Origin of the sequence: Pseudomonas sp. YNh (assembly GCF_037993085.1) — a bacterium.
Lineage (GTDB): Bacteria > Pseudomonadota > Gammaproteobacteria > Pseudomonadales > Pseudomonadaceae > Aquipseudomonas > Aquipseudomonas putida.
Window position 1 is genome coordinate 23,353 of record NZ_JBBMRJ010000003.1, and the last position, 25,677, is coordinate 49,029.

Consider the following 25,677-nt stretch of genomic DNA (forward strand, 5'->3'; position numbering starts at 1 on the left):
AGTCAGGATTCGATGAGGGTACGGCTCAGGCGCTTGGCCCGCTCCGCATCACGTTGTTCGATGGCATCGAGGATCTGCCCATGCAGATCGAACGTGGCCTGGCAACGGGGCACGGTCGCCATGTTGTGCTGAAGAGCGGCAGCCACCACCCCGGAAAAGTACCGGTACAGCTCGCTCAATGCCGGATTGTGGGCGGCATCGACCAGCCGCTGATGAAACACCAGGTCACACGCCACATAGGCATCGACATTCCCGTGGAAGTGCCCGGCACTGCCGGCCAGGGCCTCGCGCAGCGCTTGCAGGTCGGCATCCGTGCGGCGCAACGCCGCCAGGCCAATGGCCTCGGCTTCGAGGATATGGCGGGTTTCACGGGCCTGCTCGGGGGTGCAGCGGGACATTGCCTGCACCGCCTGCAATGGGTCCTGGGCCGTACGCAGGTAGCTGCCGTCGCCCTGACGAATTTCCACCAGGCCACTGAACGCCAGCACGCGCATGGCCTCACGCACAGTGTTGCGGCTAATGCCCAGCTGAAGGGCCAGTTCCGGCTCGGTGGGCAAACGCTGGCCGACTTGCCAGTCGCCCAACACGATGCGCTCGCGCATGCGCTCCACGGCCAGTTCGACCAGGGAACGCTTGGTCAACTCAGTGCTCATCTTACTCAACCAATCATCCGATGAATTGGCACAGCTTACTGGATGCCGGGTAACGCCGCAAACCACCTGGTATTTCTGCCAGTTGTGAACAAAACCCTTTGTTGCAACGCTCGCAGTGTTTTTTCAGGGGTGAACTTACATGCGACTGGCGAGCCTGCTGTTAATGCTGTTTCTGGCAATGCTGCCGGGTTGCGATCCGGCCAGACACCCCAGCCGCCCCAAAGCCTTGCTCATCGGGCTGGACGGGGTGCAGTTGGAGCAATACCTGCTGTTGGGCGACGCCACCAACCTGAATCAACGGCTGTATTACGGCAAGGCCTACGCTGGCGGAATCAACGGCAGGGCCAGTGAGCAGCCTACCTTGAGTGGCCCGGGCTGGGTCACGCTGCTTACCGGCGTCTGGAGCAACAAGCATGGCGTCGACTCGGATACCGAGTCGTTGCGGGTAGATCCGGCGTTTCCCAGCCTGTTCAAACGGCTGCGCCTGGCCATGCCCAACGCTTACCTGTCCAGTGTGGTGGGTTGGTCACCGCTGAACACGGCATTCCTGCTGGAAGATGCCCATGGTGCCGATGTACGCGAGAGTGGTTTGTCAGATGCGCGGGTAATTGAGCGAACGCTGCAAATCCTTGCCAACACGCCCGCCGACTTCACATTCATTCAGCTGGATGCGGCAGACCAGGTCGGGCACGACAGTGGCTTTGGCGATCACTATCAGCAGGCGTTGCGCACACTCGATAGCCAGATCGGGCATTTGCTGGACAAGGTCGACGAACGCCGGCGCCTGCACCCGCAGGAAGACTGGCTGGTGATCGTCAGCACAGACCATGGGCGCGATTACTGGGGGAAAGGCCATGGCAGCGCTTCGGAGCAGGAAAAGAGCATCTTCATCGCCAGCAACAAGCCGCTGAATCAGGAGCTGACCGAGCTGAGCATTCCTGCGGAAATGCCAGGGCCCAACAACCTGTACGGCCTTCCCGCGCAGACTTCGGTGGCACCCACTGTGCTACGCCACATGGGCCTGACGCTGCAGCCAGAATGGCTACTGGATGGCACGCCTTTGCTGGGTAAAACCGGTGCGCGCAAGGCTCGAGCCGATGAACACAAGGGACGGTTGCGCTGGAACAGCAATGCCACTGGCTACCTGACGATTCTGAAGAACGGGCAAGTGGTTGCACAGGTACCGGCCAGGGACGGGCAATGGACTGATCCGCAGGGGATGGAAAGGCAGAACGATTACGTGCTGGTGCTTGATGGCACGCCGACGGCGGTGCGCAACCGGCCAGCGGCCAAGGCATTTGTTATCGAAGAGAGCAGCTATTAAGCCAGGCGCGCTCCTGTAAGAACCGCGCCCGGCCATGCGTCAGTTCAACGCATCGAGCAGCGCCTGGTTCATCTCTGGCGTACCGATGGTAATACGCAGGAACTGAGCAATGCGTGGTTGCTTGAAGTGGCGCACGATCACACCTTGCTCGCGCAGACGTGCAGCCAGCTCGCCGGCATCCTGCTGCGGGTGGCGCGCGAAGATGAAGTTGGCGGCCGAAGGCAGTACCTCGAAGCCCTTGGCCTCAAGCTGCCCGACCAGCACTTCGCGGCTGTCGATCACCTTGCGGCAGGTTTGCTCGAAGTACTCGCGGTCTTCAAACGCCACCGCCGCGCCAACGATCGCCGCACGGTCCAGCGGGTAGGAGTTGAAGCTGTTCTTGATCCGCTCCAGCGCCTCGATCAGGTCCGGGTGCCCGACCGCCAGGCCAACCCGCAGGCCGGCCAGGGAGCGCGACTTCGACAGGGTCTGGGTCACCAGCAGGTTGTCATAGCGGTCCACCAGGCTGATGGCCGTCTCGCCACCGAAATCGATGTAGGCCTCGTCGACCACCACCACCGAGTCACGGTTGGCCTGCAGCAACTGCTCCACCGCCTGCAGCGGCATCAGGCAGCCAGTCGGCGCATTTGGGTTGGGGAAGATGATGCCGGCGTTGGGCTTGTTGTAGTCCTCGATGCGGATCTGGAACTGCTCATCCAGCGCCACCTGCTCGAAGGCAATACCGTACAGGCCGCAATAGACCGGGTAGAAGCTGTAGCTGATGTCCGGGAACAGCAACGGTGCATCGTGCTGGAACAGGCCGTGGAAAATGTGCGCCAGCACCTCGTCCGAGCCGTTGCCGACAAACACTTGCCCCGGGGTTACGCCGTAGTACTCGGCAACCGCCTGCTTCAGCCGGTCGCCGTTAGGGTCCGGGTACAGGCGCAGGTTGTCGTTCAGCTCGCCACGCATGGCCTCCAGCGCCTTGGGCGACGGGCCGTAGGGGTTTTCGTTGGTGTTGAGCTTGACCAGACGGGCCAGCTTGGGTTGCTCGCCCGGCACGTAAGGCACCAAATCCTTGACGAAGGGGCTCCAGAATCGACTCATGCTCAGTTCCCCTTCTCTTGGGTCAGGATACGGTATTCAGCGCTGCGGGCGTGGGCGGTCAGCGACTCGCCGCGGGCCAGCACAGAAGCGGTGTGGCCCAGCTCGGACGCGCCCTGCTCGGAACAGAAGATGATCGACGAACGCTTCTGGAAGTCGTACACCCCCAGCGGCGAAGAGAAACGCGCGGTGCCGGAGGTAGGCAGCACGTGGTTGGGGCCGGCGCAGTAATCGCCCAGCGCTTCGCTGGTGTGGCGGCCCATGAAGATCGCCCCAGCGTGGCGAATGTGCGGCAACCAGGCTTGCGGGTCGGCCACCGACAGCTCCAGGTGTTCCGGGGCGATGCGGTTGGCCACATCCATGGCCTGTTGCATGTCACGCACCTGGATCAGCGCGCCGCGGCCGTTGATCGATTTCTCGATGATATCGGCACGCTCCATGGTCGGCATCAGCTTGTCGATGCTGGCGGCAACGCGGTCGAGGAACGCGGCATCCGGGCTGACCAGGATGGCCTGGGCATCCTCGTCGTGCTCGGCCTGGGAGAACAGGTCCATGGCGATCCAGTCCGGGTCGGTCTGGCCGTCACACACCACGAGGATTTCCGACGGGCCGGCGATCATGTCGATGCCTACCTGGCCAAACACGTGGCGCTTGGCAGTGGCCACGTAGATGTTGCCAGGGCCGACAATCTTGTCCACCTGCGGCACGCTTTCGGTACCGTAGGCCAGCGCTGCGACAGCTTGCGCACCACCGACGGTGAACACGCGGTCGACGCCGGCGATGCAGGCGGCGGCCAGCACCAGTTCGTTGACCTCACCACGTGGGGTCGGCACTACCATCACCACTTCGGCCACGCCGGCAACCTTGGCCGGAATGGCGTTCATCAGCACCGACGACGGGTACGACGCCTTGCCGCCCGGCACGTACAAGCCTGCACGGTCCAGCGGGGTGACCTTCTGGCCCAGCACCGTGCCGTCGGCCTCGGTGTACTGCCAGGAGTCCTGCTTCTGCCGCTCGTGGTACATGCGCACACGGTTTGCGGCCTTTTCCAGGGCTTCACGCTGCACCGGGGTAATGCGGGTCAGGGCCAGTTCAAGGCGCTCGCGACCAAGGATCAGGTCATCGATGCTGTTGGCGGCAACGCCGTCGAAACGCTGGGTGAACTCCACCAGTGCCGCATCGCCGCGCTCGCGCACGCCCTTGATGATGTCGAGCACGCGCTGGTTGACCGCGTCATCGGACACACTTTCCCAGCTCAGCAGATGATCCAGATGTCGGGCGAAATCCGGATCAGCAGCGTTGAGACGGGCAATTGCAGTGGACACGGTCATGGCGAGGGCCTCGATTATTAGCGAATGCTCAGGCGCCCTAGGCTACCAGTCCATCCGCGCGGGCACCCGAGAAAAGTGGCTATGACGCGGATAGACGGACGCGACAGCGAAGGTCGCGCGCAGGGAGTCAGCCGCGGTGTCGCGATTCGACCGCTTCGCGCAGCGTGTCGATCAGGCTCTGGATACGGGCATGCTGCATTTTCATGGAGGCCTTGTTGACCACCAGGCGCGAGCTGATCGTGGCGATCAGGTCCTGGGGTTCCAGGCCGTTGGCACGCAGGGTGTTGCCGGTGTCGACCACGTCGATGATCTTGTCGGCGAGGTTGATCAGCGGTGCCAGTTCCATCGAGCCGTACAGCTTGATGATGTCGACCTGGCGGCCCTGTTCGGCGTAGTAGCGCTTGGCTACGTTGACGAACTTGGTGGCCACGCGCAGGCGGCCCTTGGGCTCGGCTGCGCCGACCACGCCGGCAGTCATCAGCTTGCATTGGGCAATCTGCAGGTCCAGGGGTTCGTACATACCCTGGCCGCCGTACTCCATCAGCACGTCCTTGCCGGCCACACCCAGGTCGGCGGCACCATGCTCGACATAGGTCGGCACGTCGGTGGCACGCACGATCAGCAGGCGCACATCGTCCTGCGTGGTGGGGATGATCAGTTTGCGGCTCTTGTCCGGGTTCTCGGTCGGCACGATACCGGCCTCGGCCAGCAACGGCAGGGTGTCGTCGAGAATACGGCCTTTGGAAAGCGCGATGGTCAACATTGGAACGTCGGTCCTTAAGCGGCTGCTGCCGGCCAGGTCATCGACCTGGCCGCATTCAATTCGAAAGGTGCATCCTTGCACCTGCGGGCTATCAGCCCGGTACGCGGCGGATTTTTGCGCCGAGCATCTGCAGTTTCTCTTCGATGCACTCGTAACCACGGTCGATGTGGTAGATGCGGTCGATCAGGGTATCGCCTTCTGCAACCAGCGCCGACAGCACCAGGCTGGCGGAAGCACGCAGGTCGGTGGCCATGACCGGTGCGCCTTTGAGCGACTTGACGCCAGTGACGATGGCAGTGTTGCCTTCGACCTGGATCTGCGCGCCCATGCGGTGCATTTCGTAAACGTGCATGAAGCGGTTTTCGAAGATGGTCTCGATCACCGCGCCAGTGCCTTCGGCAATGGCGTTCAGCGAAATGAACTGCGCCTGCATGTCGGTCGGGAACGCCGGGTACGGGGCGGTACGCAGGTTGACGGCTTTCGGCCGCTTGCCGTGCATGTCCAGCTCGATCCAGTCTTCGCCGACGTTGATGTCGGCACCGGACTCCTTGAGTTTTTCCAGTACGGCTTCAAGGATGGTCGGGTCGGTGTCCTTGACCTTGACGCGGCCACCGGTGACGGCAGCAGCGACCAGGTAGGTACCTGTCTCGATGCGGTCCGGCATCACGCGGTAGGTGGCCGAGTGCAGGCGCTCGACGCCATCGATGGTGATGGTGTCGGTACCCGCGCCCTGGACATTGCCGCCCATGGCATTGATGAAGTTGGCCAGGTCGACCACTTCAGGCTCACGTGCGGCGTTCTGCAACACGCTGCGGCCCTTGGCCAAGGCAGCGGCCATCATGATGTTCTCGGTACCGGTGACGCTGACGGTGTCGAAGAAGAAGTGCGCGCCGCGCAGGCCACCCTCAGGCGCCTTGGCCTTGATGTAGCCACCTTCCACTTCGATCTTCGCGCCCATGGCCTCGAGGCCGCGGATGTGCAGGTCGACCGGGCGCGAACCAATCGCGCAACCGCCAGGCAGGGCCACTTCGGCTTCGCCGAAACGGGCAACCATCGGGCCCAGTACCAGGATCGAGGCACGCATGGTCTTGACCAGCTCGTAAGGCGCAACCAAGGTCTTGATGGTGCGTGGGTCAATCTCCACCGACAGCTTTTCGTCGATCACAGGCTCGATGCCCATGCGGCCGAACAGCTCGATCATGGTGGTGATGTCGTGCAGGTGCGGCAGGTTGCCCACGGTGACCGGGCCATCGGCCAGCAGGGTCGCCGCCAGAATCGGCAGGGCTGCGTTCTTCGCGCCCGAAATACGGATCTCGCCGTCAAGGCGAGCGCCGCCAGTAATAATCAGTTTGTCCATTGGAGTCTCGCCGCCAAGTTGGCTCAGGTGCGCTCAGCCCAGGCTGCGCTGCTGAAAAATTTCATGGTTACCGCGTGGATGCTGCCATTGGCGATCCAGGGATTAAGGTGAGCATAGATCGCCTGCTGGCGCTTGACCGGGCTCAGGCCAGCCAACTCGTCGCTGATCACGTTCAACTGGAAGTTGCAGCCTTCGCCTTCAACTTCAACCAGGGATCCCGGCAATTTTTCTTCAAGGAAGCTCTTAACTTCTAGGGCCTGCATGCTCAACCTCAATCGGCGCCCGATGCGCACGGGTCGGCCATCATACAAAAAAGCCCCTCGCCTGCGAAGCCCACCGAGGGCGTGCGCTGACCGAGGGGCCTCAATCAGTGGCGAGCCATCAGCTCGCCAGCACTTCATCGAGGTCATAAACCTCGGCGATTTCCCGCATGTCGTCGGGCATGCCGCGCACCTCGAAGGCCTTGCCGGCGGCTTGACCATCGCGAATGAACGCCAGCAACAGCGACAGGCCGACACTCGACGATTTCTCGACAGCCGAGCAATCCAGCACCAGGCGTGGCTCGCGAGACGCTTCGATCAACGCCTTGCCTTGCTTGCGCAAGCCCGGGCCGCTGCGGTAATCCAGCACGCCAGCCAGGCGCAGCACGCCTGGTTCGGCCATGCTCACACCGGCATCACTCATTTCACTTCCTTGTCAGGCGAGCTGTCCGCGGTTTGCTTGGCCTTGGCCACTTCGCCGGCCCAGCCGTCGATAGTCTTGTCCAGATTGTTGCCGTTGCGCTGCATGGCATCGGCGAACTGGTCACGGAAGAGCTTGCCGATGTTGATGCCGTTGACGATGACGTTACGCACCTTCCACTCGCCGGCGATGTTTTCCAGGGTGTACTGCACCGGGTAAACGGCACCGTTGTTGCCGGTGACCTTCATGCCGACACTGGCGCGCTTGCCGTCATCGGCCTTGGCCGGATCGACGATGATGCCCTGGTTGTTGTATTCGAGCAGCGCGTTGCCATAGAACTGCATCAGGCTGCGCTTGAAGTTTTCCTGGAAGCGCTGCATCTGCTCAGGCGTGGCCTTGCGCGAGTACTTGACGGTCATGATGCTGCGGGAAATGCCGTCGGCGTCCACCACCGGGCCGAGGATGCGGTTAAGTGCATCGTAGAAGGCGCCAGGGTTGGACTTGTACTGTTCCTTGTTGGCCTTGAGGTCGCCCAACAGTTCGGTGGTGGTGCCCTGAATCACATCGTGGGGCGTCTGCGCGGCCACGACCAGCAGGGGGAAAGCCGCCAGCAAAACCAGCAGGCCACGTCGCAGGATCGAAATCATGGAAACTCCTTAATTAGCCGGTTGCGCTTCTTTCGGTTCCTTGCCAACGGAGTTGAGCAGGAACTTGCCAATGAGATCTTCCAGCACCAGTGCCGACTGGGTGTCGTGGATGGTCGCGCCATCCTTGAGCACCTGGTCTTCACCGCCCACGCTGATGCCGATGTACTTCTCGCCAAGCAAACCGGCGGTCAGGATCGAGGCAGTGGAGTCGGTCGGCAGGTTGTCTACCGTCTTGTCCAGCTGCAACGTCACCCGACCGGTGTAGGAATCGCGGTCCAGATCGATGGCGGTGACCTTGCCGATGGTCACACCGGCCATGGTCACTTTAGCTCTGACCGTCAAACCGGCAATATTGTCGAAGTAGGCATAAACTTTATAGGTATCGCTGCTCGGGCTGGCCGACAGCCCGCTGACACGCAGGGCCAGCAGCAGCAGCGCCAGGATCCCGGCCAGGAGGAACAGGCCGACACCGATTTCCAGGGTGCGGTTTTGCATCAGAAATCTCCAAACATCAAGGCGGTCAGAATAAAGTCCAGACCCAGCACTGCCAACGAGGCATAGACCACGGTCTTGGTGGTGGCACGGCTGATCCCTTCTGAGGTGGGCTCACAGTCGTACCCCTGGAATACGGCGATCCAGGTTGTGACGAAGGCGAACACCAGGCTCTTGACCAGCCCGTTGAGCACGTCGTCAGTGAACGAAACACTGTTCTGCATGTTGGCCCAGAACGAGCCCTCGTAGACGCCCAGCCAGTCCACGGCCACCCACGAGCCACCCCAGATGCCTACCACGCTGAAGATCAGCGCCAGCAGCGGCAGCGAGATGAAGCCGGCCCACAGGCGCGGCGCGACGATGTACTTGAGCGGGTCGACGCCGATCATTTCCAGGCTCGACAGCTGCTCGGTGGACTTCATGTTGCCGATTTCGGCGGTCAGCGCAGAACCTGCACGGCCGGCAAACAGCAACGCCGTCACCACCGGGCCGAGCTCGCGCAGCAGGGTCAGGGCGACCATCTGCCCCACCGCCTGCTCCGAACCGTACTTGGTCAGGATGCTGTAGCCCTGCAGCGCCAGCACCATGCCGATGAACACACCGGACACGACAACGATTGCCAGCGACAGCACGCCTACCGAGTACAGCTGCTTGGTCAGCAACTGGAAGCCACCGCCGATGCCGCCACGGCCGACCAGCGCATGAAACAGGAACAGGCACGAACGCCCGAGCACGGCCAGCACGTCGATGGCCGAACGGCCCAGCAAACGGACACGTTCGAGTAAGGATTTTTTGCGCATCAACGCGCTCCCAGCAGGTCGGCGCGGTAGTCAGGCGCAGGAAAGTGGAAGGGAACCGGGCCGTCCGGGTCGCCCTTCATGAACTGGCGAATCCGTGGGTTGTCGGAGCCCATCAGCTCGTCAGGCGTGCCCTGCCCCAGCACCTGGCCGTCGCCTACCACATAGATGTAGTCGGCGATGCTGGCGGTTTCCGCCAGGTCGTGGGAGACGACGATGCTGGTGATGCCCAAGGCATCGTTGAGCAGGCGGATCAGGCGCACCAGTACGCCCATGGCAATGGGGTCCTGGCCGACGAACGGTTCGTCGTACATGAGGATCTGCGGGTCCAGGGCAATTGCCCGTGCCAGCGCCACACGGCGCTTCATGCCACCGGACAATTCGTCGGGCATGAGGTCGATGGCACCGCGCAGGCCCACGGCCTGCAGCTTCATCAGCACGATGTCGCGGATCATTTCTTCCGACAACTGGGTGTGCACGCGCAGCGGGAACGCGACGTTCTCGAACACATCAAGGTCGGTGAACAGTGCACCACTCTGGAACAGCACGCCCATTTGCTTGCGGGCATCGAACAGGTCGCTGCGCGACAGGGTCGGCAGGTTCTGCCCGGCAACCCATACCTCACCGCTGGAGGGGCGCAGTTGCGCGCCCATCAGGCGGAGCAACGTGGTCTTGCCGCAACCCGATGGCCCCATGATGCCGGTGACCTTGCCGCGCGGGATGCGAATGTCGACGTTGCTGAAAATGCTGCGCGAACCGCGTTTGAAGGTAACCCCCTTCAACTCGACCGCGTAGGCGCTATCCACACTCATCTAGACTCCTTGCTAGTGCAGCCTCGTCCTAGTGGACGCCAGCCTCCATCAGGAAGGCACAAGCGCCCCTGCCAGGCCGAATAGCGGCGAACTATAGCACCGCTGACGCCACCGCCCCAAGGCCAGGCAAGCAGTCGTTCAGCCCTGTGACAGGCTTTGATGACATTCGCTACAGCAATCGAAGGGGTGAGGGTTTTCGTCATTGCGCGTATAATCGCGGCCTTTTCATCAGGCATTGCTTTCTCGACATGAGCCAATCCAGCGAGCTGATCCAATCCGCCCAACGCACCCTGCGCCTGGAACTCGAGGCCGTAGAGGCCCTGTTGGCGCGCATCGACGACAATTTCGTCAAAGCCTGCGAACTGATCCTGGCCAGCAAGGGCCGGGTGGTCGTGGTCGGCATGGGCAAGTCCGGGCATATCGGCAACAAGATCGCCGCCACCCTGGCCAGCACCGGTACGCCGGCGTTTTTCGTGCACCCGGCTGAAGCCAGCCATGGCGACATGGGCATGATCACCCGCGATGATGTCATCCTTGCCCTGTCGAATTCCGGTAGCACTGCCGAAATCGTCACCCTGCTGCCACTGATCAAACGCTTGGGCATCAAGCTGGTCAGCCTGACCGGCAACCCCGATTCGCCTCTGGCCCAGGCCGCCGAGGTCAACCTCGACGCCCGCGTAGAGCAAGAGGCCTGCCCACTTAACCTGGCACCCACCTCTTCCACCACCGCATCGCTGGTGCTGGGCGACTGCCTGGCCATCGCCCTGCTCGAAGCCCGCGGCTTCACGGCAGAAGACTTTGCCTTCTCGCACCCGGGCGGTGCACTGGGCCGCCGCCTGTTGCTCAAGGTCGAGAACGTGATGCACAGCGGCGACGAGCTGCCCCAGGTAGCCCGCGGCACCCTGCTCAAGGATGCGCTGCTTGAAATGTCCCGCAAAGGTCTGGGCATGACCGTGATCGTCGAAGCCGACGGCACGCTGGCCGGGATCTTCACCGACGGCGACCTGCGCCGCAGCCTGGACCGCAACATCGACGTACACACCACCCTGATCGACCAGGTGATGACCGTGCACGGCAAGACGGCCCGTGCCGAAATGCTCGCTGCCGAAGCCTTGAAGATCATGGAAGACCACAAGATCGGCGCACTGGTGGTGGTGGACCGCGAGGACCGCCCGACCGGCGCCCTGAACATGCACGACCTGCTGCGCGCCGGTGTAATGTAAGGAGCGATGGAATGAACCAGGATCTCATGCAACGCGGCAAAACCATCAAGCTGGCAGTGTTCGATGTGGACGGCGCGCTCACCGACGGGCGCCTGTACTTCCTCGAGGACGGCAGCGAGTTCAAGACCTTCAACACCCTCGACGGCCAGGGCATCAAGATGCTCATGGCCTCGGGCGTGACCACCGCGATCATCAGCGGGCGTAAAACCCCTGTGGTCGAACGGCGGGCGAAAAACCTCGGCATCCCGCACCTGTACCAGGGCCGCGAGGACAAATTGGTCGTGCTTGACGGCCTGCTCGCCGAACTGGGCCTAAGCTATGATCAAGTGGCCTACCTGGGCGACGACCTGCCCGACCTGCCGGTCATTCGCCGGGTAGCATTGGGCATGGCCGTGGCCAACGCCGCTCCGTTTGTTCGCCAGCACGCCCACGGCGTGACCCAGGCACGCGGCGGCGAAGGCGCAGCCCGTGAATTCTGCGAACTGATCATGCAGGCCCAGGGCACCCTGGACGCTGCCAACGCCAATTACCTGTAAGGCTGCCCATGTTCAGCAAGAAAGCCCGCAATATTGCGCTGCTAGCAGTGATCGCCGCCCTGCTGGCGGCGGTCGGCTACTGGAACGTCAGCCCGGAAAGCTTCCTCGACAAGCCGGTGGCCCAGGTCGACGAAAGCGCCATCGACTACTATGCGATCAACGCCCACAGCGTGCAGTTTCTGCCTGATGGCAAGCTGCAGTACGAAATGACTGCCGACAAGGTCGAGCACCTCAAGGCCAGCGAAATCACGTTGCTGACCACGCCGGACCTGCACCTGTACCGCGGCACCGAATACCCGTGGCACGTGCAGAGCACCCGCGCCGAGGTCAATCCGGACGGCACCGAGGTCGAACTGATCGACAAGGTCCGGATTGCGCGCATCGACGAAAAGCAGCGTGAAACCATCATTACCAGCTCACGCATGACCGTGTTCCCGCAGAAGCAATATGCGCAGACCGAGCAAGCCGTTAGAATCGACGGCGCCGGTGGCACAACTACGGGCAAAGGAATGAAAGCGTATTTGAAAGAAAGCAGGATGGACCTGCTCTCTAACGTAAGAGGACAGTATGAGGCTCGTTAAAACCCTCCCCCTTTTGCTCAGCCTGAGCGCAGCACTGGGAAGCGCGAGCGCCTTCGCACTGCCGAATGACCGTGATCAGCCGATCCGCATCCAGGCCGACCAGGCCCACCTGGATGACAAGCAAGGCGTAGCCACCTACACCGGCGACGTGGTCATTACCCAGGGCTCGATGATGATCAAAGGCAACACCGTGACCATCACCCGCTCCGCTTCCGGCGACATCGATGTGGTGACCTCGGTGGGCAACCTGGCCTACTTCGAGCAGCAGCAGAGCGCGGCCAAGCCAGACAAGATGAAAGGCTGGGGCGTGACCATCCAGTATCAGGCGCTGAAAGACCTGGTGATCCTCACCGACCGCGCCAAGGTCGAGAACGAAGGCAACACCACCGAAGGCGAGAAGATCGTCTACAACACCCAGACCCAGGTGGCGACCGCCGGTCGCGGTGGCAACGTGACTACACCGCGTCAGCGCATCGACATGGTGATCCAGCCCAAGAAGAAGGCCGAGTAAATGGCAACCCTCAAAGCCCAGCACCTGGCCAAGAGCTACAAGGGGCGGCAGGTCGTACGCGATGTCAGCCTGTCGATCGACAGCGGCCAGATCGTCGGCCTGCTCGGCCCCAACGGCGCCGGCAAGACCACCTGCTTCTACATGATTGTCGGGCTGGTCCAGGCCGAGCAGGGGCGCGTGCTCATCGATAACCTCGATGTCAGCCACCAGCCCATGCACGGCCGCGCCCGTGCTGGCATCGGCTACCTGCCGCAGGAAGCCTCGATCTTCCGCAAGCTGTCGGTGGCCGACAACATCATGGCCATCCTCGAGACCCGCAAGGACATCGACCGCGACGGCCGGCGCAAGGAGCTGGAAAGCCTGCTGCAGGAGTTCCACATCAGCCACATCCGCGACAACCTCGGCATGAGCCTCTCTGGTGGTGAACGCCGTCGCGTCGAGATTGCCCGCGCCCTGGCGACCGCACCCAAGTTCATCTTGCTGGACGAACCATTCGCCGGTGTCGACCCGATCTCGGTCGGCGACATCAAGCAGATCATCCACCATCTCAAGGCCAAGGGCATCGGTGTGCTGATCACCGACCACAACGTGCGCGAGACCCTGGATATCTGCGAAACCGCCTATATCGTCAATGATGGCCGACTGATCGCCGAAGGCGACGCCGAAACCATCCTGGCCAACGACCTGGTCAAAGAGGTTTACCTGGGCCACGAGTTCCGTCTCTGACCCCGGCACGCGCCTGGAGCACCGGAAAATAGCCGCACAACTGCGGGTAAAGTTGTTACGGTGCTCTAGGCAAACGCTACAATTTAAGGCATAAAACTTGCTTGATCTGGCGCCCCGGCGCCCTCGTGTAGTGGATGGCGCATGCGCGCCGGCGAACAAGGTACAAGCCCCTGCCATGAAACCATCGCTCGTCCTAAAAATGGGCCAGCAACTGACGATGACACCGCAGTTGCAACAGGCCATCCGTCTGCTCCAGCTTTCCACCCTGGACCTGCAACAGGAAATCCAGGAAGCGCTGGAGTCGAACCCGATGCTCGAACGTCAGGAAGACGGCGAGGACTTCGACAACAGCGACCCGATGGCGGACAACGCCGAGAACAAGCCGACAGCCGAAGCCCAGGACAACAGCTTCCAGGAAAGCACCATCAGTGCCGACAACCTGGAAGACGGTGAATGGAGCGAGCGCATTCCCAACGAGCTTCCAGTCGATACCGCATGGGAAGACATCTACCAGACCAGCGCCAGCAGCCTGCCGAGCAACGATGACGACGAGTGGGACTTCACCACCCGCACATCGGCCGGCGAAAGCCTGCAAAGCCACCTGCTGTGGCAACTGAACCTGGCGCCGATGTCCGACACCGACCGCCTGATCGCCGTTACCCTGATCGACAGCATCAACGGCCAGGGCTACCTGGAAGACACCCTCGAAGAAATCTGCGCCGGTTTCGACCCTGAGCTGGACATCGAGCTGGACGAAGTCGAGGCGGTACTGCACCGCATCCAACAGTTCGAACCGGCAGGTGTCGGCGCCCGCAATCTGGGCGAATGCCTGCTGCTGCAACTGCGCCAGCTACCTGCCAATACCCCGTGGATGACCGAAGCCAAGCGCCTGGTCACCGATTTCATCGACCTGCTCGGCAGCCGCGACTACAGCCAGCTGATGCGGCGCATGAAAATCAAGGAAGACGAGCTTCGCCAGGTCATCGAACTGGTACAAAGCCTCAACCCGCGCCCTGGTTCGCAGATCGAGTCCAGCGAACCCGAGTACGTGGTGCCCGACGTCATCGTGCGCAAAGATACCGACCGTTGGCTGGTGGAGCTGAACCAGGAAGCCATACCGCGCCTGCGGGTGAACCCGCAATACGCCGGTTTCGTGCGCCGCGCCGACACCAGCGCCGACAACACCTTCATGCGCAACCAGTTGCAGGAAGCGCGCTGGTTCATCAAGAGCCTGCAAAGCCGTAACGAAACCCTGATGAAGGTTGCCACCCAGATCGTCGAGCACCAGCGTGGTTTCCTCGACCACGGCGACGAAGCGATGAAGCCGCTGGTGCTGCATGACATTGCCGAAGCGGTGGGGATGCACGAGTCGACCATTTCGCGAGTTACCACGCAAAAGTACATGCACACACCGCGTGGCATCTACGAACTGAAATACTTTTTCTCCAGCCACGTCAGCACCTCCGAAGGCGGAGAATGCTCGTCCACGGCGATTCGCGCGATCATCAAGAAACTGGTTGCGGCTGAAAATCAGAAAAAGCCATTGAGTGACAGCAAGATCGCTGGTTTACTGGAGGCACAAGGCATCCAGGTAGCCCGTCGCACCGTCGCCAAGTACCGCGAGTCCCTCGGCATCGCACCGTCGAGCGAGCGCAAGCGACTGATGTAGCCCCTGAGATGAGCCACAGCGTTTGTGGGGCAGGTGCGAGACCTGCCTCTTTATGCACGGGCAACAAAGGAGAAGCTGTATGCAAGTCAATATCAGTGGACAGCATGTAGAAGTCACCCCACCGCTGCGTGATTATGTGGAGCAGAAGCTCAAACGCGTAGCGAGTCACTTCGACAAGATCACCAACGTGCAGGTCATCATGAAAGTCGAGAAGCTGCAGCAGAAGGTCGAAGCGACCCTGCAGATTCCCGGCGGTGAAGTGGTTGCCAATGCCGAAGACCAAGACATGTATGCAGCAATCGACGCCTTGGCCGACAAGCTCGACCGCCAACTGAAAAAACACAAGGAAAAACAGCAAAGCCTGCTGCAAGGTGCAGCTGCACGCTGATCCCCCTCATCCATGATCCGACTTGAAACCATCCTGACCCCCGGCCGTTCACTCGTGAACGTGCCGGGCGGCAGTAAGAAGCGCGCCCTGGAAAAGGTCGCCACCGTCATCGCCGACCAAGTGCCAGAACTGGAGATGCAAGACGTCTTCGAAAAACTGGTCGCCCGGGAAAAACTCGGCTCGACCGGTTTCGGCAATGGCATCGCCATCCCCCACTGCCGGCTTGAAGGCTGTTCCGCACCGGTCAGTGCCTTGCTGCACCTGGAAGCTCCAATCGATTACGACGCCATCGATGGCGCGCCCGTGGACCTGCTGTTCGTCCTGCTGGTGCCTGAAGCCGCTACCGATGCCCATCTGGAACTGCTGCGCCAGATTGCCAGCATGCTCGATCGCAAGGAGGTTCGTGATCGCTTGCGTGCCGCCAGCAGTAACGAGGCCCTGTTCCAGGTTGTCCTGGACGTACAGAACGAGCACTGAACATGCGCCTGATCATTGTCAGCGGCCGCTCCGGCTCCGGCAAGAGCACCGCCCTCGATGTACTGGAAGACAACGGTTTCTACTGCATTGACAACCTACCCGCCGGGCTGCTGCCGGAACTGGCGGAAGAAGCGCTGATCAACACCGAACTGCTGCAACCGAAGGTTGCCGTGTCGATCGACGCGCGTAACCTGCCCAGCCACCTGACGCGCTTCCCCGAATTGCTCGAAGAAGCCCGTGCGCGAAACATCCAGTGTGATGTGCTGTTCCTGGATGCCGACGAAGACATGCTGCTCAAGCGCTTCTCGGAAACCCGCCGACGCCACCCACTGACCAATGCCAACCGCTCGCTGGCCGAAGCGATTCGGGTCGAGAGTGAGCTTCTGGGCCCGATCGCCGACCTGGCCGACCTGAAGATCGACACCACCAACCTGAATCTGTATCAGTTGCGTGATTCAATCAAGCTGCGCCTGCTCAACCAACCCGAGCCCGGCACCGCGTTCCTGGTCGAGTCGTTCGGTTTCAAGCGTGGCATGCCGGTCGATGCAGACCTGGTGTTCGATGTGCGCTGCCTGCCAAACCCTTACTGGAAGCCCGAGCTGCGCGAGCACTCCGGCCTCGACCAACCGGTAATCGACTATCTGGCCGCACAGCCGGATGTCGAAGACATGTTCAGCGACATTTCCAGCTATCTGCTCAAGTGGCTGCCCCGCTTCGCCGCCAGCAACCGTGCCTACGTCACCATTGCCATCGGCTGCACCGGCGGCCACCACCGCTCGGTGTACATCACTGAGCGCCTTGGCCAGTTGCTGCAGCAATCCCTGAAAAACGTCCAGGTCCGCCACCGCGACCTCTAGCCCAAGGATCCGCCCCACGATGCCCGCCCGCGAAATCACCATCATCAACAAGCTGGGCCTGCATGCCCGGGCGGCAGCCAAGTTCGTCGGCGTGGCAGGCCGCTTCCCCTGCCAGGTGCGGGTTGGCCGTGCGCCGGACAAGCTGGTGGACGGCAAGAGCATCATGGCGGTGATGATGCTGGCGGCCGGCAAAGGCACCCAGGTGCACCTGCACACCGAAGGCGAGCAGGACAACGACGCCATGGATGCGCTGGTCGAGCTGATCAACAACTTCTTCGACGAAGGCGAATAAAAGCCAGCACGATCCTTGTAGGCGCGGCCTTGCGCCGCGACAGGGCTGCAATGCGGTCCCAGAATTTGAGCAACAAGGCACAAGTTGCCGGGGCCGCTTTGCGGCCCTATCGCGACACAAGGCCGCTCCCACAGGGAACACGCAAACCTGATAATGAATCAGGACATCGCTGTATCCATCACCATCATCAGGCAGAAGCCAATACACAGCCCCAGGCTGGCCAGACGATGATGGCCGTTACTGCGCGATTCCGGGATGATCTCCTGGGTCACCACCAGCAGCATTGCCCCCGCCGCGCAGGCCAGGCCCAACGGCAGCAGCAGTTCGGCGATGTTCACCAGCCAGGCGCAGATCACCGCAGCCACCGGCTCGACCAGGCCTGACGCTGCGCCTATCAAGAAGGCTTTGAAGCGCGACATGCCCGCCCCGGCCAGCACCAGCGCAATGACCAGCCCCTCAGGCACATCCTGCAAGGCAATGCCCATGGCCAGGCTGTCGGCGTCGGCCATGCCACCACCGGCGGACACACCGATGGCCATGCCCTCGGGAATGTTGTGGGCGATGATGGCGATCACAAACAGCCAGATGCGCGCAGCAATCACCGGCTGGTTGTCGGTGCCGACCAGCGCTTCTGGTGAGGCGCCAGACACTTTTAGGTCAACCAGAAACAGGCAGAGCGCACCGAACAACAAGCCAAAGCTGATCAGGCCGCCCGCGCCCCAAGGGCTGAAACCGATGGACTGGGCCGCGCCCAGACCCGGAATGATCAGGGAAAACGCGGTGGCTGCCAGCATAACGCCAGCGCCGAAGCCCAGCAGCGTGTCGGCCAGCGCCACTGGCATGTTGCGAATGACCAGTACCGGTACCGCCCCCAACGCCGTCCCCAGTGCGCACAATGCGCCGCCCTCCAGGGCGCGCAACATCCGTGGTTCCAGGTCCAGCCAGGCAAGGCCACGCGCTACCAACAGCGCGGTGCCCGCCAGCAAAAGCAAAGTCCCAAGCGCAAGGCGAAACAGGCGCACACTGCTGACAGACATCACTTCAGAGCGCATACCGGTCCGACTCACTTCAGGGCTTCAACGTAGCGACGTTCCACTTCCGCCCAGTCAATGACGTTGTAGAAAGCGCCGATGTATTCCGGACGACGGTTCTGGTACTTCAGGTAGTAGGCATGCTCCCACACGTCCAGGCCGAGGATCGGCGTATTGCCGTGCATCAGCGGGCTGTCCTGGTTACCGCTGCTTTCCACCACCAGGGTTTTCTGCGGGGTCACGCTGAGCCAGGCCCAGCCGCTGCCGAAGCGGGTCAGCGCCGCTTTGGTGAAGGCATCCTTGAAGGCATCGAAACCGCCCAGTTGCGAGGAGATGGCTTGTACCAGCTGGCCCCGTGGCTCACCGCCGCCATGCGGCGACATCACAGTCCAGAACAGGCTGTGGTTGGCGTGGCCGCCGCCATGGTTGGTGACCGCAGCGCGCAGGTTTTCTGGCAGCTGCTTGACCGCACCGACCAGTTTTTCCACCGGCCATTCGGCCCACTCAGTGCCTTCGATGGCGGCATTGAGGCCGTTGACGTAGGTCTGATGGTGCTTGCTGTGGTGGATCTCCATGGTCTGGGCGTCGATGTGCGGCTCCAGCGCATCGTAGGCGTAAGGCAAAGCAGGCAAGGTATGGGGCATGTCAGTGAATTCCGTAGGCATGGGTTCCAGGCGCCACGTCCGGCTGGGCAGCGAGTTCGCTGGCCCCGGCATTGTGGCGGTTGAGCAGGCGCTCGGTTCGCGGGTACTGGCCGTACTCGGCGATGAAATTCAGCAGTTCGGTGTAGGTTCGCCCACTGTGGCGCAGCGCTGCGTCACGTAGCGGCTGGGGCAATCGCGCCTCCTGACTGGCGTGCAGCAGCCGCTGGTGGGCGGCGCACAAGTAGTCGGCGCTCTCGTGCGGCTGATTCAGGCGCACGTGCAGGTCGGCCAGGTTGTGGTGGGCGATGACGAACACGGCCACCGCTTCGTCGACGTCATGCCAGCGCTCGAACAGCACCTGGGCCAGCGCCAGGGCTTGCAGGTAGTGTTCCCGGGCGTCGACCAGCTCGCCTTGTTCGAACAGGCGGTTGGCGGTTTCCGTGGTGCGTTTCCAGTGCTGCATGGGTTGTCTCCTGGGCGGTGACGCAGGGTCAGATACCGCCGGCGGTGAGTTTTTCCGGGTCCAGCAGCGCTTCAAGCTGGTCACGTGACAGGTCGGTGTGCTCCAGCGCCACATCGATGACCGGGCGACCCTGCTTGTAGGCGGTCTTGGCAATTTCGGCAGCCTTGAGGTAACCGATGATCGGGTTCAGCGCAGTGACCAGGATCGGGTTGCGCGCCAGGGCTTCCTTGAGCTTGGCCTCGTTGACCTTGAAGGTGGCGATGGCCTTGTCGGCCAGCAAACGGCTGACGTTGGCCATCAGCTCGATGCTCTCCAGCAAGTTGCGGGCGATCACCGGCAGCATCACGTTCAGCTCAAAGTTGCCGGACTGGCCAGCGACAGCGATGGTCGCGTCATTACCGATCACCTGGGCGGCAACCATGGCGGTGGCCTCCGGGATCACGGGGTTGACCTTGCCAGGCATGATCGAAGACCCCGGCTGCAAGCCTTGCAGCTCGATTTCGCCCAGGCCGGCCAGTGGGCCGGAGTTCATCCAGCGCAGGTCGTTGGCGATCTTCATCAGTGCCACGGCGGTGGTCTTCAGCTGGCCAGACAGCGCCACGGCGGTGTCCTGCGAGCCGATCAGGGCGAACAGGTTCTGCCCTGGGGTGAACTCGACCTGGGTCAGGCCGCTGAGCTGTCGGGCGAAACCGGCAGCGAACTGAGGGTGGGCGTTGATGCCCGTACCCACGGCGGTGCCGCCCTGGGCTAGCGCCTGCAGGCTGGGTAGGGTCGCTTCGATGTGCCCCTTCGCAGCGTTGATCTGTGCCGCCCAGCCATCCAGCACCTGGCTCATGCGCACCGGCATGGCGTCCATCAAGTGCGTACGGCCCGTTTTCACATACTGGTGCACTTGCGCCGACTTGGTCTCGATCACCTGTACCAGGTGGCTCAGGGCCGGCAGCAACTGTTCGTGCAAGGCCAGCGCAGCACTGACATGAATGGTGGTGGGGATGATGTCGTTGCTGCTCTGGCCACAGTTGACGTGGTCATTGGCGTTGACAGCGTCACCCAGCACGCGGCTTGCCAAGGTAGCAATCACCTCGTTGGCGTTCATGTTCGAGCTGGTGCCGGAGCCGGTCTGGAACACATCCACCGGGAAGTGCTGAATGAAGTCTTCCGCCAGCAGTTGCTCGACAGCCTTGACGATGGCCTGGCCCTGCGCTGCAGACAGTTGCTCCAGCTCCACGTTGGCCTTGGCGGCAGCAGCTTTGGCCAGCAACAAGGCACGAATGAACTGGGCCGGCATGCGCAGACCGCTGACCGGGAAGTTGTCGACCGCGCGCTGGGTCTGGGCACCGTACAGGGCCTGGGCCGGCACCTGCAGCTCACCCATGCTGTCACGCTCGATACGGGTATCACTCATCATCAAATCCTTGCATCAGTTCATCGGGAGAAATCGACGGCAGCAGACGGCAATTGGCCAACTGCAGGGCATAGGGCTGCCAGCGCTGGTTCTGTTCCTGGCGGTCGAGGTTGCGCATGTCCAGCAGCGGGCGCCAGGCCAGGTCCAGGCACAGGCAGCGCCAATGCCAGGGCAGCATGCGGTCGCAGGCGGTATCCAGCAGCAGGCGGAAAGAGGTCAGTGCCACCGTCCATGGCGAGGTCTCGGTGCAGCACACCAGATAGCGGCCTTCGGCAAGGTAATGCTCGATCAGGCGCGGCTCGTCGGGCTCGAGCGCACAGCGTATGCGCCGGCTGAGCCAGCGCCAGTTTTCCAGGTAGGGCAGTTCGCGGAGGACGGGTTTCATGAACATCATCGCCGGGTTACTGGATAATGATATTCATTATTAAGTGATAAACAGAATCACTTCAAGGAAAAGGTGATGAAAAAAAACCCGGCGCAGGGGCCGGGTCTTCATTTATCTGAGCAGTACAGGTTGATGATCAGCTACCAGCAACAGTCATCCGTTCGATCAGAACCGAGCCTGTATGGATGTTGCTGCGGGTTTCCAGATCGCTGCCAATCGCAACAATCTGCTGGAACATATCCTTCATATTGCCGGCAATGGTCACTTCCTGCACAGCATGCTGAATCTCGCCATTTTCGACCCAGAAGCCGGCCGCACCACGGGAGTAATCCCCCGTCACCATATTCAGCCCATGCCCCATCAACTCAGTCACCAGCAGCCCGCGCCCCATACGGCGGATCAATGCGGCCTGGTCTTCCACACCGTGAGTGACAAACAGGTTATGCACGCCACCGGAGTTGGCCGTGCTAGGCAAGCCCAGCTTGCGCCCGGAATAGGTGCCCAGCAGGTACGACACCAGCTCGCCTTTGTCGACGAACGGCTTGGCATAGGTCGCCAGGCCATCACCGTCGAATGCCGCGCTACCCAGTGCCCGTGGGATATGGGGGCGCTCGTCAAGGGTAAGCCAGGAGGGGAACAGGCGTTGCCCAATGGTGCCTTCAAGGAACGACGACTTGCGGTAAAGGTTGCCGCCGGAAATGGCCGAGAGGAAACTGCCGAACAGGCCACCGGCCAGCTCGGCGGAGAACAGCACCGGTACCTCGCAGGTCGGTACCGGGCGTGCGCCCAAACGGCTGGCTGCGCGCTGGGCAGCGCGGGCGCCGATACTGCGCGGGTCGGCCAGCAGGTTGCCCTGGCGGTTCACGTCGTACCAGTAGTCACGCTGCATCTGCCCGTCGCCTTCAGCGATCATCACGCAGCTCAGGCTGTGCCGGGTCGAAGCATAACTGCCGATGAAGCCATGGCTGTTGCCATACACCCGGCAGCCCTGGTGGGTATTGAGTGTGGTGCCATCGGCGTTGAGAATGCGCGGGTCTTCATCGAACGCCGCAGCCTCGCAGGCCAGGGCCATTTCGATGGCCTTTTCAGGCTCCATGGCCCAGTCGTGATAGAGGTCCAGATCCGGGATTTCGCGGGCCATCAACGCCGCGTCGGCCAGGCCTGAGCATTCGTCCTCGGAGGTATGCTTGGCAATGGCCAACGCTGCGGAGACGGTCTCGCGGATCGCGTCCCGGCCACTGGCCGAGGTGCTGGCCGAGCCTTTGCGCTGGCCAACATAAAGGGTGATACCAAAGCCCTGGTCGCGGTTGAACTCGACCGTTTCGACCTCACGCTGGCGTACCGTGGTGGACAGGCCTTGCTCCAGCGACACCGCCACTTCGCAGGCGGTGGCCCCCTGGCGGCGCGCCTCGGCAATGATCTCCTCGACCTGCTCCTGCAATGCTGGCAGGTCTTTCGGACCTACGCTCTGGACTGCACTCATGGTTCTCTCCACTAAAATTCTGCGTACGGCTTGGGGTCATTCTACGACCGGGCCGGACAAGCGGCCCCCGACTGGTTATCATGGCGACGATTTCTAGCGGACTGCCACCATGGTTGATTCAAACGACGCCTACGACGGCGAAAAAAGCAAAACCCAGATCAAGCGCGAACTGCATGAGCTGGTTGAACTCGGCGAGCGCCTCACTACGCTCAAGGCCGACACTCTGGCGCGTCTGCCGTTGACCGACGAGCTACGCAAGGCCCTGGCCGAGGCTTCCAAGCACACCGCTCACGGTGCCCGCAAACGCCACATGTCGTTTGTCGGCAAGCTGATGCGCGTGCAGGACCTGGATGCCATCCACGCCTTGCTTGAGCAGATGGACAGCTCGACCCGCCAGTACAACGAGCGCTTCCACGGCCTGGAGCGCTGGCGCGACCGGCTCATCGACGGTAATGACGAAGACCTCGAGCGTTTCGTCAACGAATACCCCGATACCGATCGCCAGCAACTACGCTCGCTGATCCGGCATGCCCAGCACGAAAAAGCGCGTAACAAGCCGCCTGCTGCTGCACGCAAGGTGTTCAAGTACATCCGCGACCTCGACGAGTTACAGCGCGGTTTGCGCTGAGCCCCTGGGGCCGCTGTGCGGCCCAATCGCGACACAAGGCCGCTCCCACAGTATTCGCGCAGCCATTCCTGCATGGCGCAGCCCCTGTGGGAGCGGCCTTGCGTCGCGAAAGGACCGCAGAGCGGTCCAAGATGGCCGTCACGCCCCGGTACCGCCCACGGTAATCGCGTCCAGCTTCAAAGTCGGCTGCCCTACTCCTACGGGTACCGACTGCCCATCCTTGCCGCACGTCCCTACCCCGCTGTCCAGCGCCAGGTCGTTACCGACCATCGACACCCGGCTCATCGCCTCCGGGCCATTGCCAATCAGGGTCGCACCCTTGACCGGCGCGGTAATCTTGCCGTCTTCGATCAGGTAGGCCTCACTGGTCGAGAACACGAACTTGCCACTGGTGATGTCCACCTGGCCACCGCCCAGGTTGGCGCAATAGATGCCCTTCTTCACCGACGCGATGATTTCCTGCGGGTCGCTTTCGCCTGCACGCATGTAGGTGTTGGTCATGCGGGGCATCGGCAGGTGCGCGTAGGATTCACGGCGACCGTTGCCGGTCAACGCCATGCCCATCAGGCGTGCGTTGAGCTTGTCCTGCATGTACCCCTTGAGCACACCGTTCTCGATCAGCGTGGTGCATTCGGTCGGAGTGCCTTCGTCATCCACGCTCAGTGAGCCACGGCGGCCTTCGAGCGTGCCATCGTCAACGATGGTGCACAGGCTCGATGCCACCTTCTCGCCAATGCGGCCGCTGAACGCCGAACTGCCTTTGCGGTTGAAGTCACCCTCCAGGCCATGACCTACAGCCTCGTGCAGCAACACGCCCGACCAGCCCGAGCCCAGTACAACCGGCAAGGTGCCTGCAGGTGCCGGGATCGCCTCAAGGTTTACCAGCGCCTGGCGCAATGCCTCGCGGGCATAGCCCATTATCCGTTCTTCGGTGAAGAAACGGTAGTCGGTACGCCCGCCACCGCCCTGCCCGCCGCGCTCGCGACGGCCATTCTGTTCGACGATGACGCTGACGTTGAAGCGCACCAGCGGGCGCACGTCGGCAGCCAGGCTGCCATCGGCCGCAGCGATCAGGATGCGCTCCCAGACCCCGGCCATGCTCACGCTGACTTGCTGGATGCGCGGGTCCAGGGCGCGGGTGGCGACATCGACACGCTTGAGCAGCTCGACCTTTTCGGCACGGCTGAGTACATCCAGCGGGTTGTCTGCGGCATACAGGGCGGCCACTTCCTGACTGCGGAAAGCCTGGACCGTGCCATTCTGCCCGGCACGTGAAATCGAACGGGCGGCACGCGCCGCCGAGGTCAATGCCTCGTGGTTGATCGCATTGCTGTAGGCGAAGCCGGTCTTTTCACCGGACTGGGCACGTACGCCCACGCCCTGGTCCAGGTTGAAGCTGCCCTCTTTGACGATGCCGTCTTCCAGCGCCCAGGTTTCCGAGATCTGGCCCTGGAAATACAGGTCGGCGGCGTCGATGCCGGGGCCGGCCAACTCACCCAGTACGCTCTGCAGGCTGTCCAGGGTCAAGCCGCCTGGGGCCAGGAGCTGCTCACTGACGGTGGATAACATCTGGCTCATAGTCACTCCGAGGTGTGCGCAGGCCGCAACGCGCCCTGCGAGAAAAAGCGCCGGTGCGATACCACCGGCATGCGCGCCCGGATGGACGCTTGTTCTTCAATGTCGCGCTCGGCAAGCAGTACTGCTTCGCCTCGCGCCTGTTCTGCGACGATGCGCCCCCAAGGGTCGACGATCGACGCATGGCCATGGGTTTCCCGGGGCCCTGGATGGGTGCCGCCCTGCGCCGCAGCCAGCAGGTAGCACTGGGTTTCGATTGCGCGGGCGCGTACCAGCACCTCCCAATGTGCCGCGCCTGTCACGGCAGTGAAGGCCGCTGGGGCAGTGATCAGTTCCGCGCCGGCCTCGCGCAGTGCGCTGTACAGCTCAGGAAAGCGCAAGTCGTAGCACACGCTAAGCCCCAGCCGCCCAACCGGCGTGTCAGCCACCACCACCTGGGCGCCATGGGCGTAGTCATCCGACTCACGGTACCGACCGCGATTGTCGGCAACGTCCACGTCGAACAGGTGCAGCTTGTCATAGCGTGCCGCCACCTCGCCGTGTTCGTCGATCAGTAGCGAGCAGGCATGCGCCTTGGCCTGGGGCTGGCCGACCGGAGGCAAGGGCAAGGTACCGGCCACAATCCATAACTTGAGGTCGCGGGCGGTGCGTTTCAACCATGGCAGGATCGGCCCTTCGCCCAATGCTTCGGCGCGGCCGATGGCAGCGGCGTCCTTGCGGCCCATGGCGGCGAAGTTTTCCGGCAGTACCGCCAGCCGTGCGCCGCCAGATGCGGCCTGCTCCAACAGGGCACCGGCACGCTGCAGGTTAGCCAGCACATCATCCTGGCTGACCATCTGGATTACCGCTGCCTTCATGGGCAC

Annotated in this window: 31 protein-coding genes; 12 read left to right on the plus strand and 19 right to left on the minus strand. The window is 62.3% G+C overall.

Annotation, left to right across the window (positions count from 1 at the left end):
* Positions 1–2: 2 nt before the first annotated feature.
* Positions 3–653, minus strand: coding sequence for a FadR/GntR family transcriptional regulator (locus tag WF331_RS04130; protein WP_016501318.1), 651 nt, complete (start codon positions 651–653; stop codon positions 3–5).
* Positions 654–792: 139 nt separating this feature from the next.
* Here WF331_RS04130 and WF331_RS04135 point away from each other — a divergent pair, with 139 nt between their 5' ends.
* A complete protein-coding gene (locus WF331_RS04135) occupies positions 793–1,977 on the plus strand; it encodes an alkaline phosphatase family protein (protein WP_241799607.1) in 1,185 nt (394 codons plus the stop codon).
* A 39-nt stretch (positions 1,978–2,016) separates the two neighbouring features.
* On the opposite strand, the gene hisC is transcribed toward WF331_RS04135, so the two are convergent.
* The 10 genes from hisC to WF331_RS04185 form a co-directional block, all read right to left on the minus strand.
* Positions 2,017–3,063, minus strand: coding sequence for a histidinol-phosphate transaminase (gene hisC / locus WF331_RS04140; RefSeq protein WP_174370917.1), 1,047 nt, complete (start codon positions 3,061–3,063; stop codon positions 2,017–2,019).
* A 2-nt stretch (positions 3,064–3,065) separates the two neighbouring features.
* The gene (hisD, locus tag WF331_RS04145; protein ID WP_016501321.1) at positions 3,066–4,391 is read right to left on the minus strand and encodes a histidinol dehydrogenase; all 1,326 of its coding nucleotides are present in this window, start codon (positions 4,389–4,391) and stop codon (positions 3,066–3,068) included.
* A gap of 127 nt (positions 4,392–4,518) precedes the next feature.
* On the minus strand, positions 4,519–5,154 hold the full coding sequence (gene hisG, locus WF331_RS04150) for an ATP phosphoribosyltransferase (RefSeq protein ID WP_061203535.1): 636 nt from the start codon (positions 5,152–5,154) through the stop codon (positions 4,519–4,521).
* A 91-nt stretch (positions 5,155–5,245) separates the two neighbouring features.
* Complete coding sequence (gene murA / locus WF331_RS04155; protein WP_016501323.1) at positions 5,246–6,511, minus strand: UDP-N-acetylglucosamine 1-carboxyvinyltransferase; 1,266 nt, start codon at positions 6,509–6,511, stop codon at positions 5,246–5,248.
* A gap of 23 nt (positions 6,512–6,534) precedes the next feature.
* Positions 6,535–6,774, minus strand: a complete 240-nt coding sequence (locus WF331_RS04160) for a BolA family protein (RefSeq protein WP_016501324.1) — start codon at positions 6,772–6,774, stop codon at positions 6,535–6,537.
* Between the two features lie 118 nt (positions 6,775–6,892).
* A complete protein-coding gene (locus WF331_RS04165; protein ID WP_016501325.1) occupies positions 6,893–7,195 on the minus strand; it encodes an STAS domain-containing protein in 303 nt (100 codons plus the stop codon).
* On the minus strand, positions 7,192–7,839 hold the full coding sequence (locus WF331_RS04170) for an MlaC/ttg2D family ABC transporter substrate-binding protein (protein WP_016501326.1): 648 nt from the start codon (positions 7,837–7,839) through the stop codon (positions 7,192–7,194). The genes WF331_RS04165 and WF331_RS04170 overlap by 4 nt, the downstream gene beginning before the upstream one ends.
* Positions 7,840–7,848: 9 nt before the next feature.
* Positions 7,849–8,334, minus strand: coding sequence for an outer membrane lipid asymmetry maintenance protein MlaD (mlaD, locus tag WF331_RS04175; RefSeq protein WP_016501327.1), 486 nt, complete (start codon positions 8,332–8,334; stop codon positions 7,849–7,851).
* Positions 8,334–9,131 carry a lipid asymmetry maintenance ABC transporter permease subunit MlaE gene (mlaE, locus tag WF331_RS04180; protein ID WP_016501328.1) on the minus strand — a complete coding sequence of 266 codons (798 nt, stop codon included), beginning with the start codon at positions 9,129–9,131 and terminating at the stop codon, positions 8,334–8,336. The genes mlaD and mlaE overlap by 1 nt, the downstream gene beginning before the upstream one ends.
* Positions 9,131–9,940: an ATP-binding cassette domain-containing protein gene (locus tag WF331_RS04185; RefSeq protein WP_016501329.1), complete on the minus strand. Its 810-nt coding sequence runs from the start codon at positions 9,938–9,940 to the stop codon at positions 9,131–9,133. The genes mlaE and WF331_RS04185 overlap by 1 nt, the downstream gene beginning before the upstream one ends.
* A gap of 248 nt (positions 9,941–10,188) precedes the next feature.
* On the opposite strand from WF331_RS04185, the gene WF331_RS04190 reads away from it, so the two are divergent.
* The 10 genes from WF331_RS04190 to WF331_RS04235 all read left to right on the plus strand — a co-directional run bounded on the left by WF331_RS04190 (position 10,189) and on the right by WF331_RS04235 (position 17,200).
* Positions 10,189–11,163, plus strand: a complete 975-nt coding sequence (locus WF331_RS04190) for a KpsF/GutQ family sugar-phosphate isomerase (RefSeq protein WP_016501330.1) — start codon at positions 10,189–10,191, stop codon at positions 11,161–11,163.
* 11 nt (positions 11,164–11,174) lie between these two features.
* Positions 11,175–11,699, plus strand: coding sequence for a KdsC family phosphatase (locus WF331_RS04195; protein WP_340622674.1), 525 nt, complete (start codon positions 11,175–11,177; stop codon positions 11,697–11,699).
* An 8-nt stretch (positions 11,700–11,707) separates the two neighbouring features.
* Positions 11,708–12,280, plus strand: coding sequence for an LPS export ABC transporter periplasmic protein LptC (gene lptC / locus WF331_RS04200; protein ID WP_016501332.1), 573 nt, complete (start codon positions 11,708–11,710; stop codon positions 12,278–12,280).
* Positions 12,267–12,791, plus strand: coding sequence for a lipopolysaccharide transport periplasmic protein LptA (gene lptA, locus WF331_RS04205; protein ID WP_016501333.1), 525 nt, complete (start codon positions 12,267–12,269; stop codon positions 12,789–12,791). Before lptC ends, lptA begins: the two co-directional genes overlap by 14 nt.
* A complete protein-coding gene (gene lptB, locus WF331_RS04210; protein WP_016501334.1) occupies positions 12,792–13,517 on the plus strand; it encodes an LPS export ABC transporter ATP-binding protein in 726 nt (241 codons plus the stop codon). It begins immediately after the preceding gene.
* 175 nt (positions 13,518–13,692) lie between these two features.
* A complete protein-coding gene (locus WF331_RS04215) occupies positions 13,693–15,186 on the plus strand; it encodes an RNA polymerase factor sigma-54 (protein WP_041167860.1) in 1,494 nt (497 codons plus the stop codon).
* 79 nt (positions 15,187–15,265) lie between these two features.
* Positions 15,266–15,574, plus strand: coding sequence for a ribosome hibernation-promoting factor, HPF/YfiA family (gene hpf, locus WF331_RS04220; protein ID WP_016501336.1), 309 nt, complete (start codon positions 15,266–15,268; stop codon positions 15,572–15,574).
* A gap of 12 nt (positions 15,575–15,586) precedes the next feature.
* A complete protein-coding gene (ptsN, locus tag WF331_RS04225; protein ID WP_016501337.1) occupies positions 15,587–16,051 on the plus strand; it encodes a PTS IIA-like nitrogen regulatory protein PtsN in 465 nt (154 codons plus the stop codon).
* Positions 16,052–16,053: 2 nt separating this feature from the next.
* Positions 16,054–16,908, plus strand: coding sequence for an RNase adapter RapZ (gene rapZ / locus WF331_RS04230; RefSeq protein ID WP_016501338.1), 855 nt, complete (start codon positions 16,054–16,056; stop codon positions 16,906–16,908).
* A 19-nt stretch (positions 16,909–16,927) separates the two neighbouring features.
* Positions 16,928–17,200: an HPr family phosphocarrier protein gene (locus WF331_RS04235; RefSeq protein ID WP_003255140.1), complete on the plus strand. Its 273-nt coding sequence runs from the start codon at positions 16,928–16,930 to the stop codon at positions 17,198–17,200.
* Positions 17,201–17,358: 158 nt separating this feature from the next.
* On the opposite strand, the gene WF331_RS04240 is transcribed toward WF331_RS04235, so the two are convergent.
* The 6 genes from WF331_RS04240 to pmbA all read right to left on the minus strand — a co-directional run bounded on the left by WF331_RS04240 (position 17,359) and on the right by pmbA (position 22,611).
* Entirely contained in the window at positions 17,359–18,252 is an 894-nt protein-coding gene (locus tag WF331_RS04240) for a ZIP family metal transporter (RefSeq protein ID WP_016501339.1), read from the minus strand.
* Between the two features lie 11 nt (positions 18,253–18,263).
* Positions 18,264–18,875, minus strand: coding sequence for a superoxide dismutase (locus WF331_RS04245; RefSeq protein ID WP_340622675.1), 612 nt, complete (start codon positions 18,873–18,875; stop codon positions 18,264–18,266).
* A 1-nt stretch (position 18,876) separates the two neighbouring features.
* Entirely contained in the window at positions 18,877–19,338 is a 462-nt protein-coding gene (locus tag WF331_RS04250; RefSeq protein WP_016501341.1) for a hypothetical protein, read from the minus strand.
* Between the two features lie 28 nt (positions 19,339–19,366).
* A complete protein-coding gene (locus WF331_RS04255) occupies positions 19,367–20,743 on the minus strand; it encodes a class II fumarate hydratase (RefSeq protein ID WP_059394669.1) in 1,377 nt (458 codons plus the stop codon).
* Complete coding sequence (locus WF331_RS04260) at positions 20,736–21,137, minus strand: hypothetical protein (RefSeq protein ID WP_016501343.1); 402 nt, start codon at positions 21,135–21,137, stop codon at positions 20,736–20,738. Before WF331_RS04260 ends, WF331_RS04255 begins: the two co-directional genes overlap by 8 nt.
* A gap of 127 nt (positions 21,138–21,264) precedes the next feature.
* Positions 21,265–22,611 carry a metalloprotease PmbA gene (pmbA, locus tag WF331_RS04265; RefSeq protein WP_016501344.1) on the minus strand — a complete coding sequence of 449 codons (1,347 nt, stop codon included), beginning with the start codon at positions 22,609–22,611 and terminating at the stop codon, positions 21,265–21,267.
* Positions 22,612–22,720: 109 nt separating this feature from the next.
* Here pmbA and yjgA point away from each other — a divergent pair, with 109 nt between their 5' ends.
* Entirely contained in the window at positions 22,721–23,239 is a 519-nt protein-coding gene (yjgA, locus tag WF331_RS04270; RefSeq protein WP_027595596.1) for a ribosome biogenesis factor YjgA, read from the plus strand.
* 138 nt (positions 23,240–23,377) lie between these two features.
* On the opposite strand, the gene tldD is transcribed toward yjgA, so the two are convergent.
* The gene (gene tldD / locus WF331_RS04275) at positions 23,378–24,817 is read right to left on the minus strand and encodes a metalloprotease TldD (protein ID WP_340622676.1); all 1,440 of its coding nucleotides are present in this window, start codon (positions 24,815–24,817) and stop codon (positions 23,378–23,380) included.
* 2 nt (positions 24,818–24,819) lie between these two features.
* Positions 24,820–25,671 (minus strand): carbon-nitrogen hydrolase family protein, encoded by an 852-nt coding sequence (locus WF331_RS04280; RefSeq protein WP_284361883.1) that lies wholly within the window; start codon positions 25,669–25,671, stop codon positions 24,820–24,822.
* Positions 25,672–25,677: the final 6 nt, after the last annotated feature.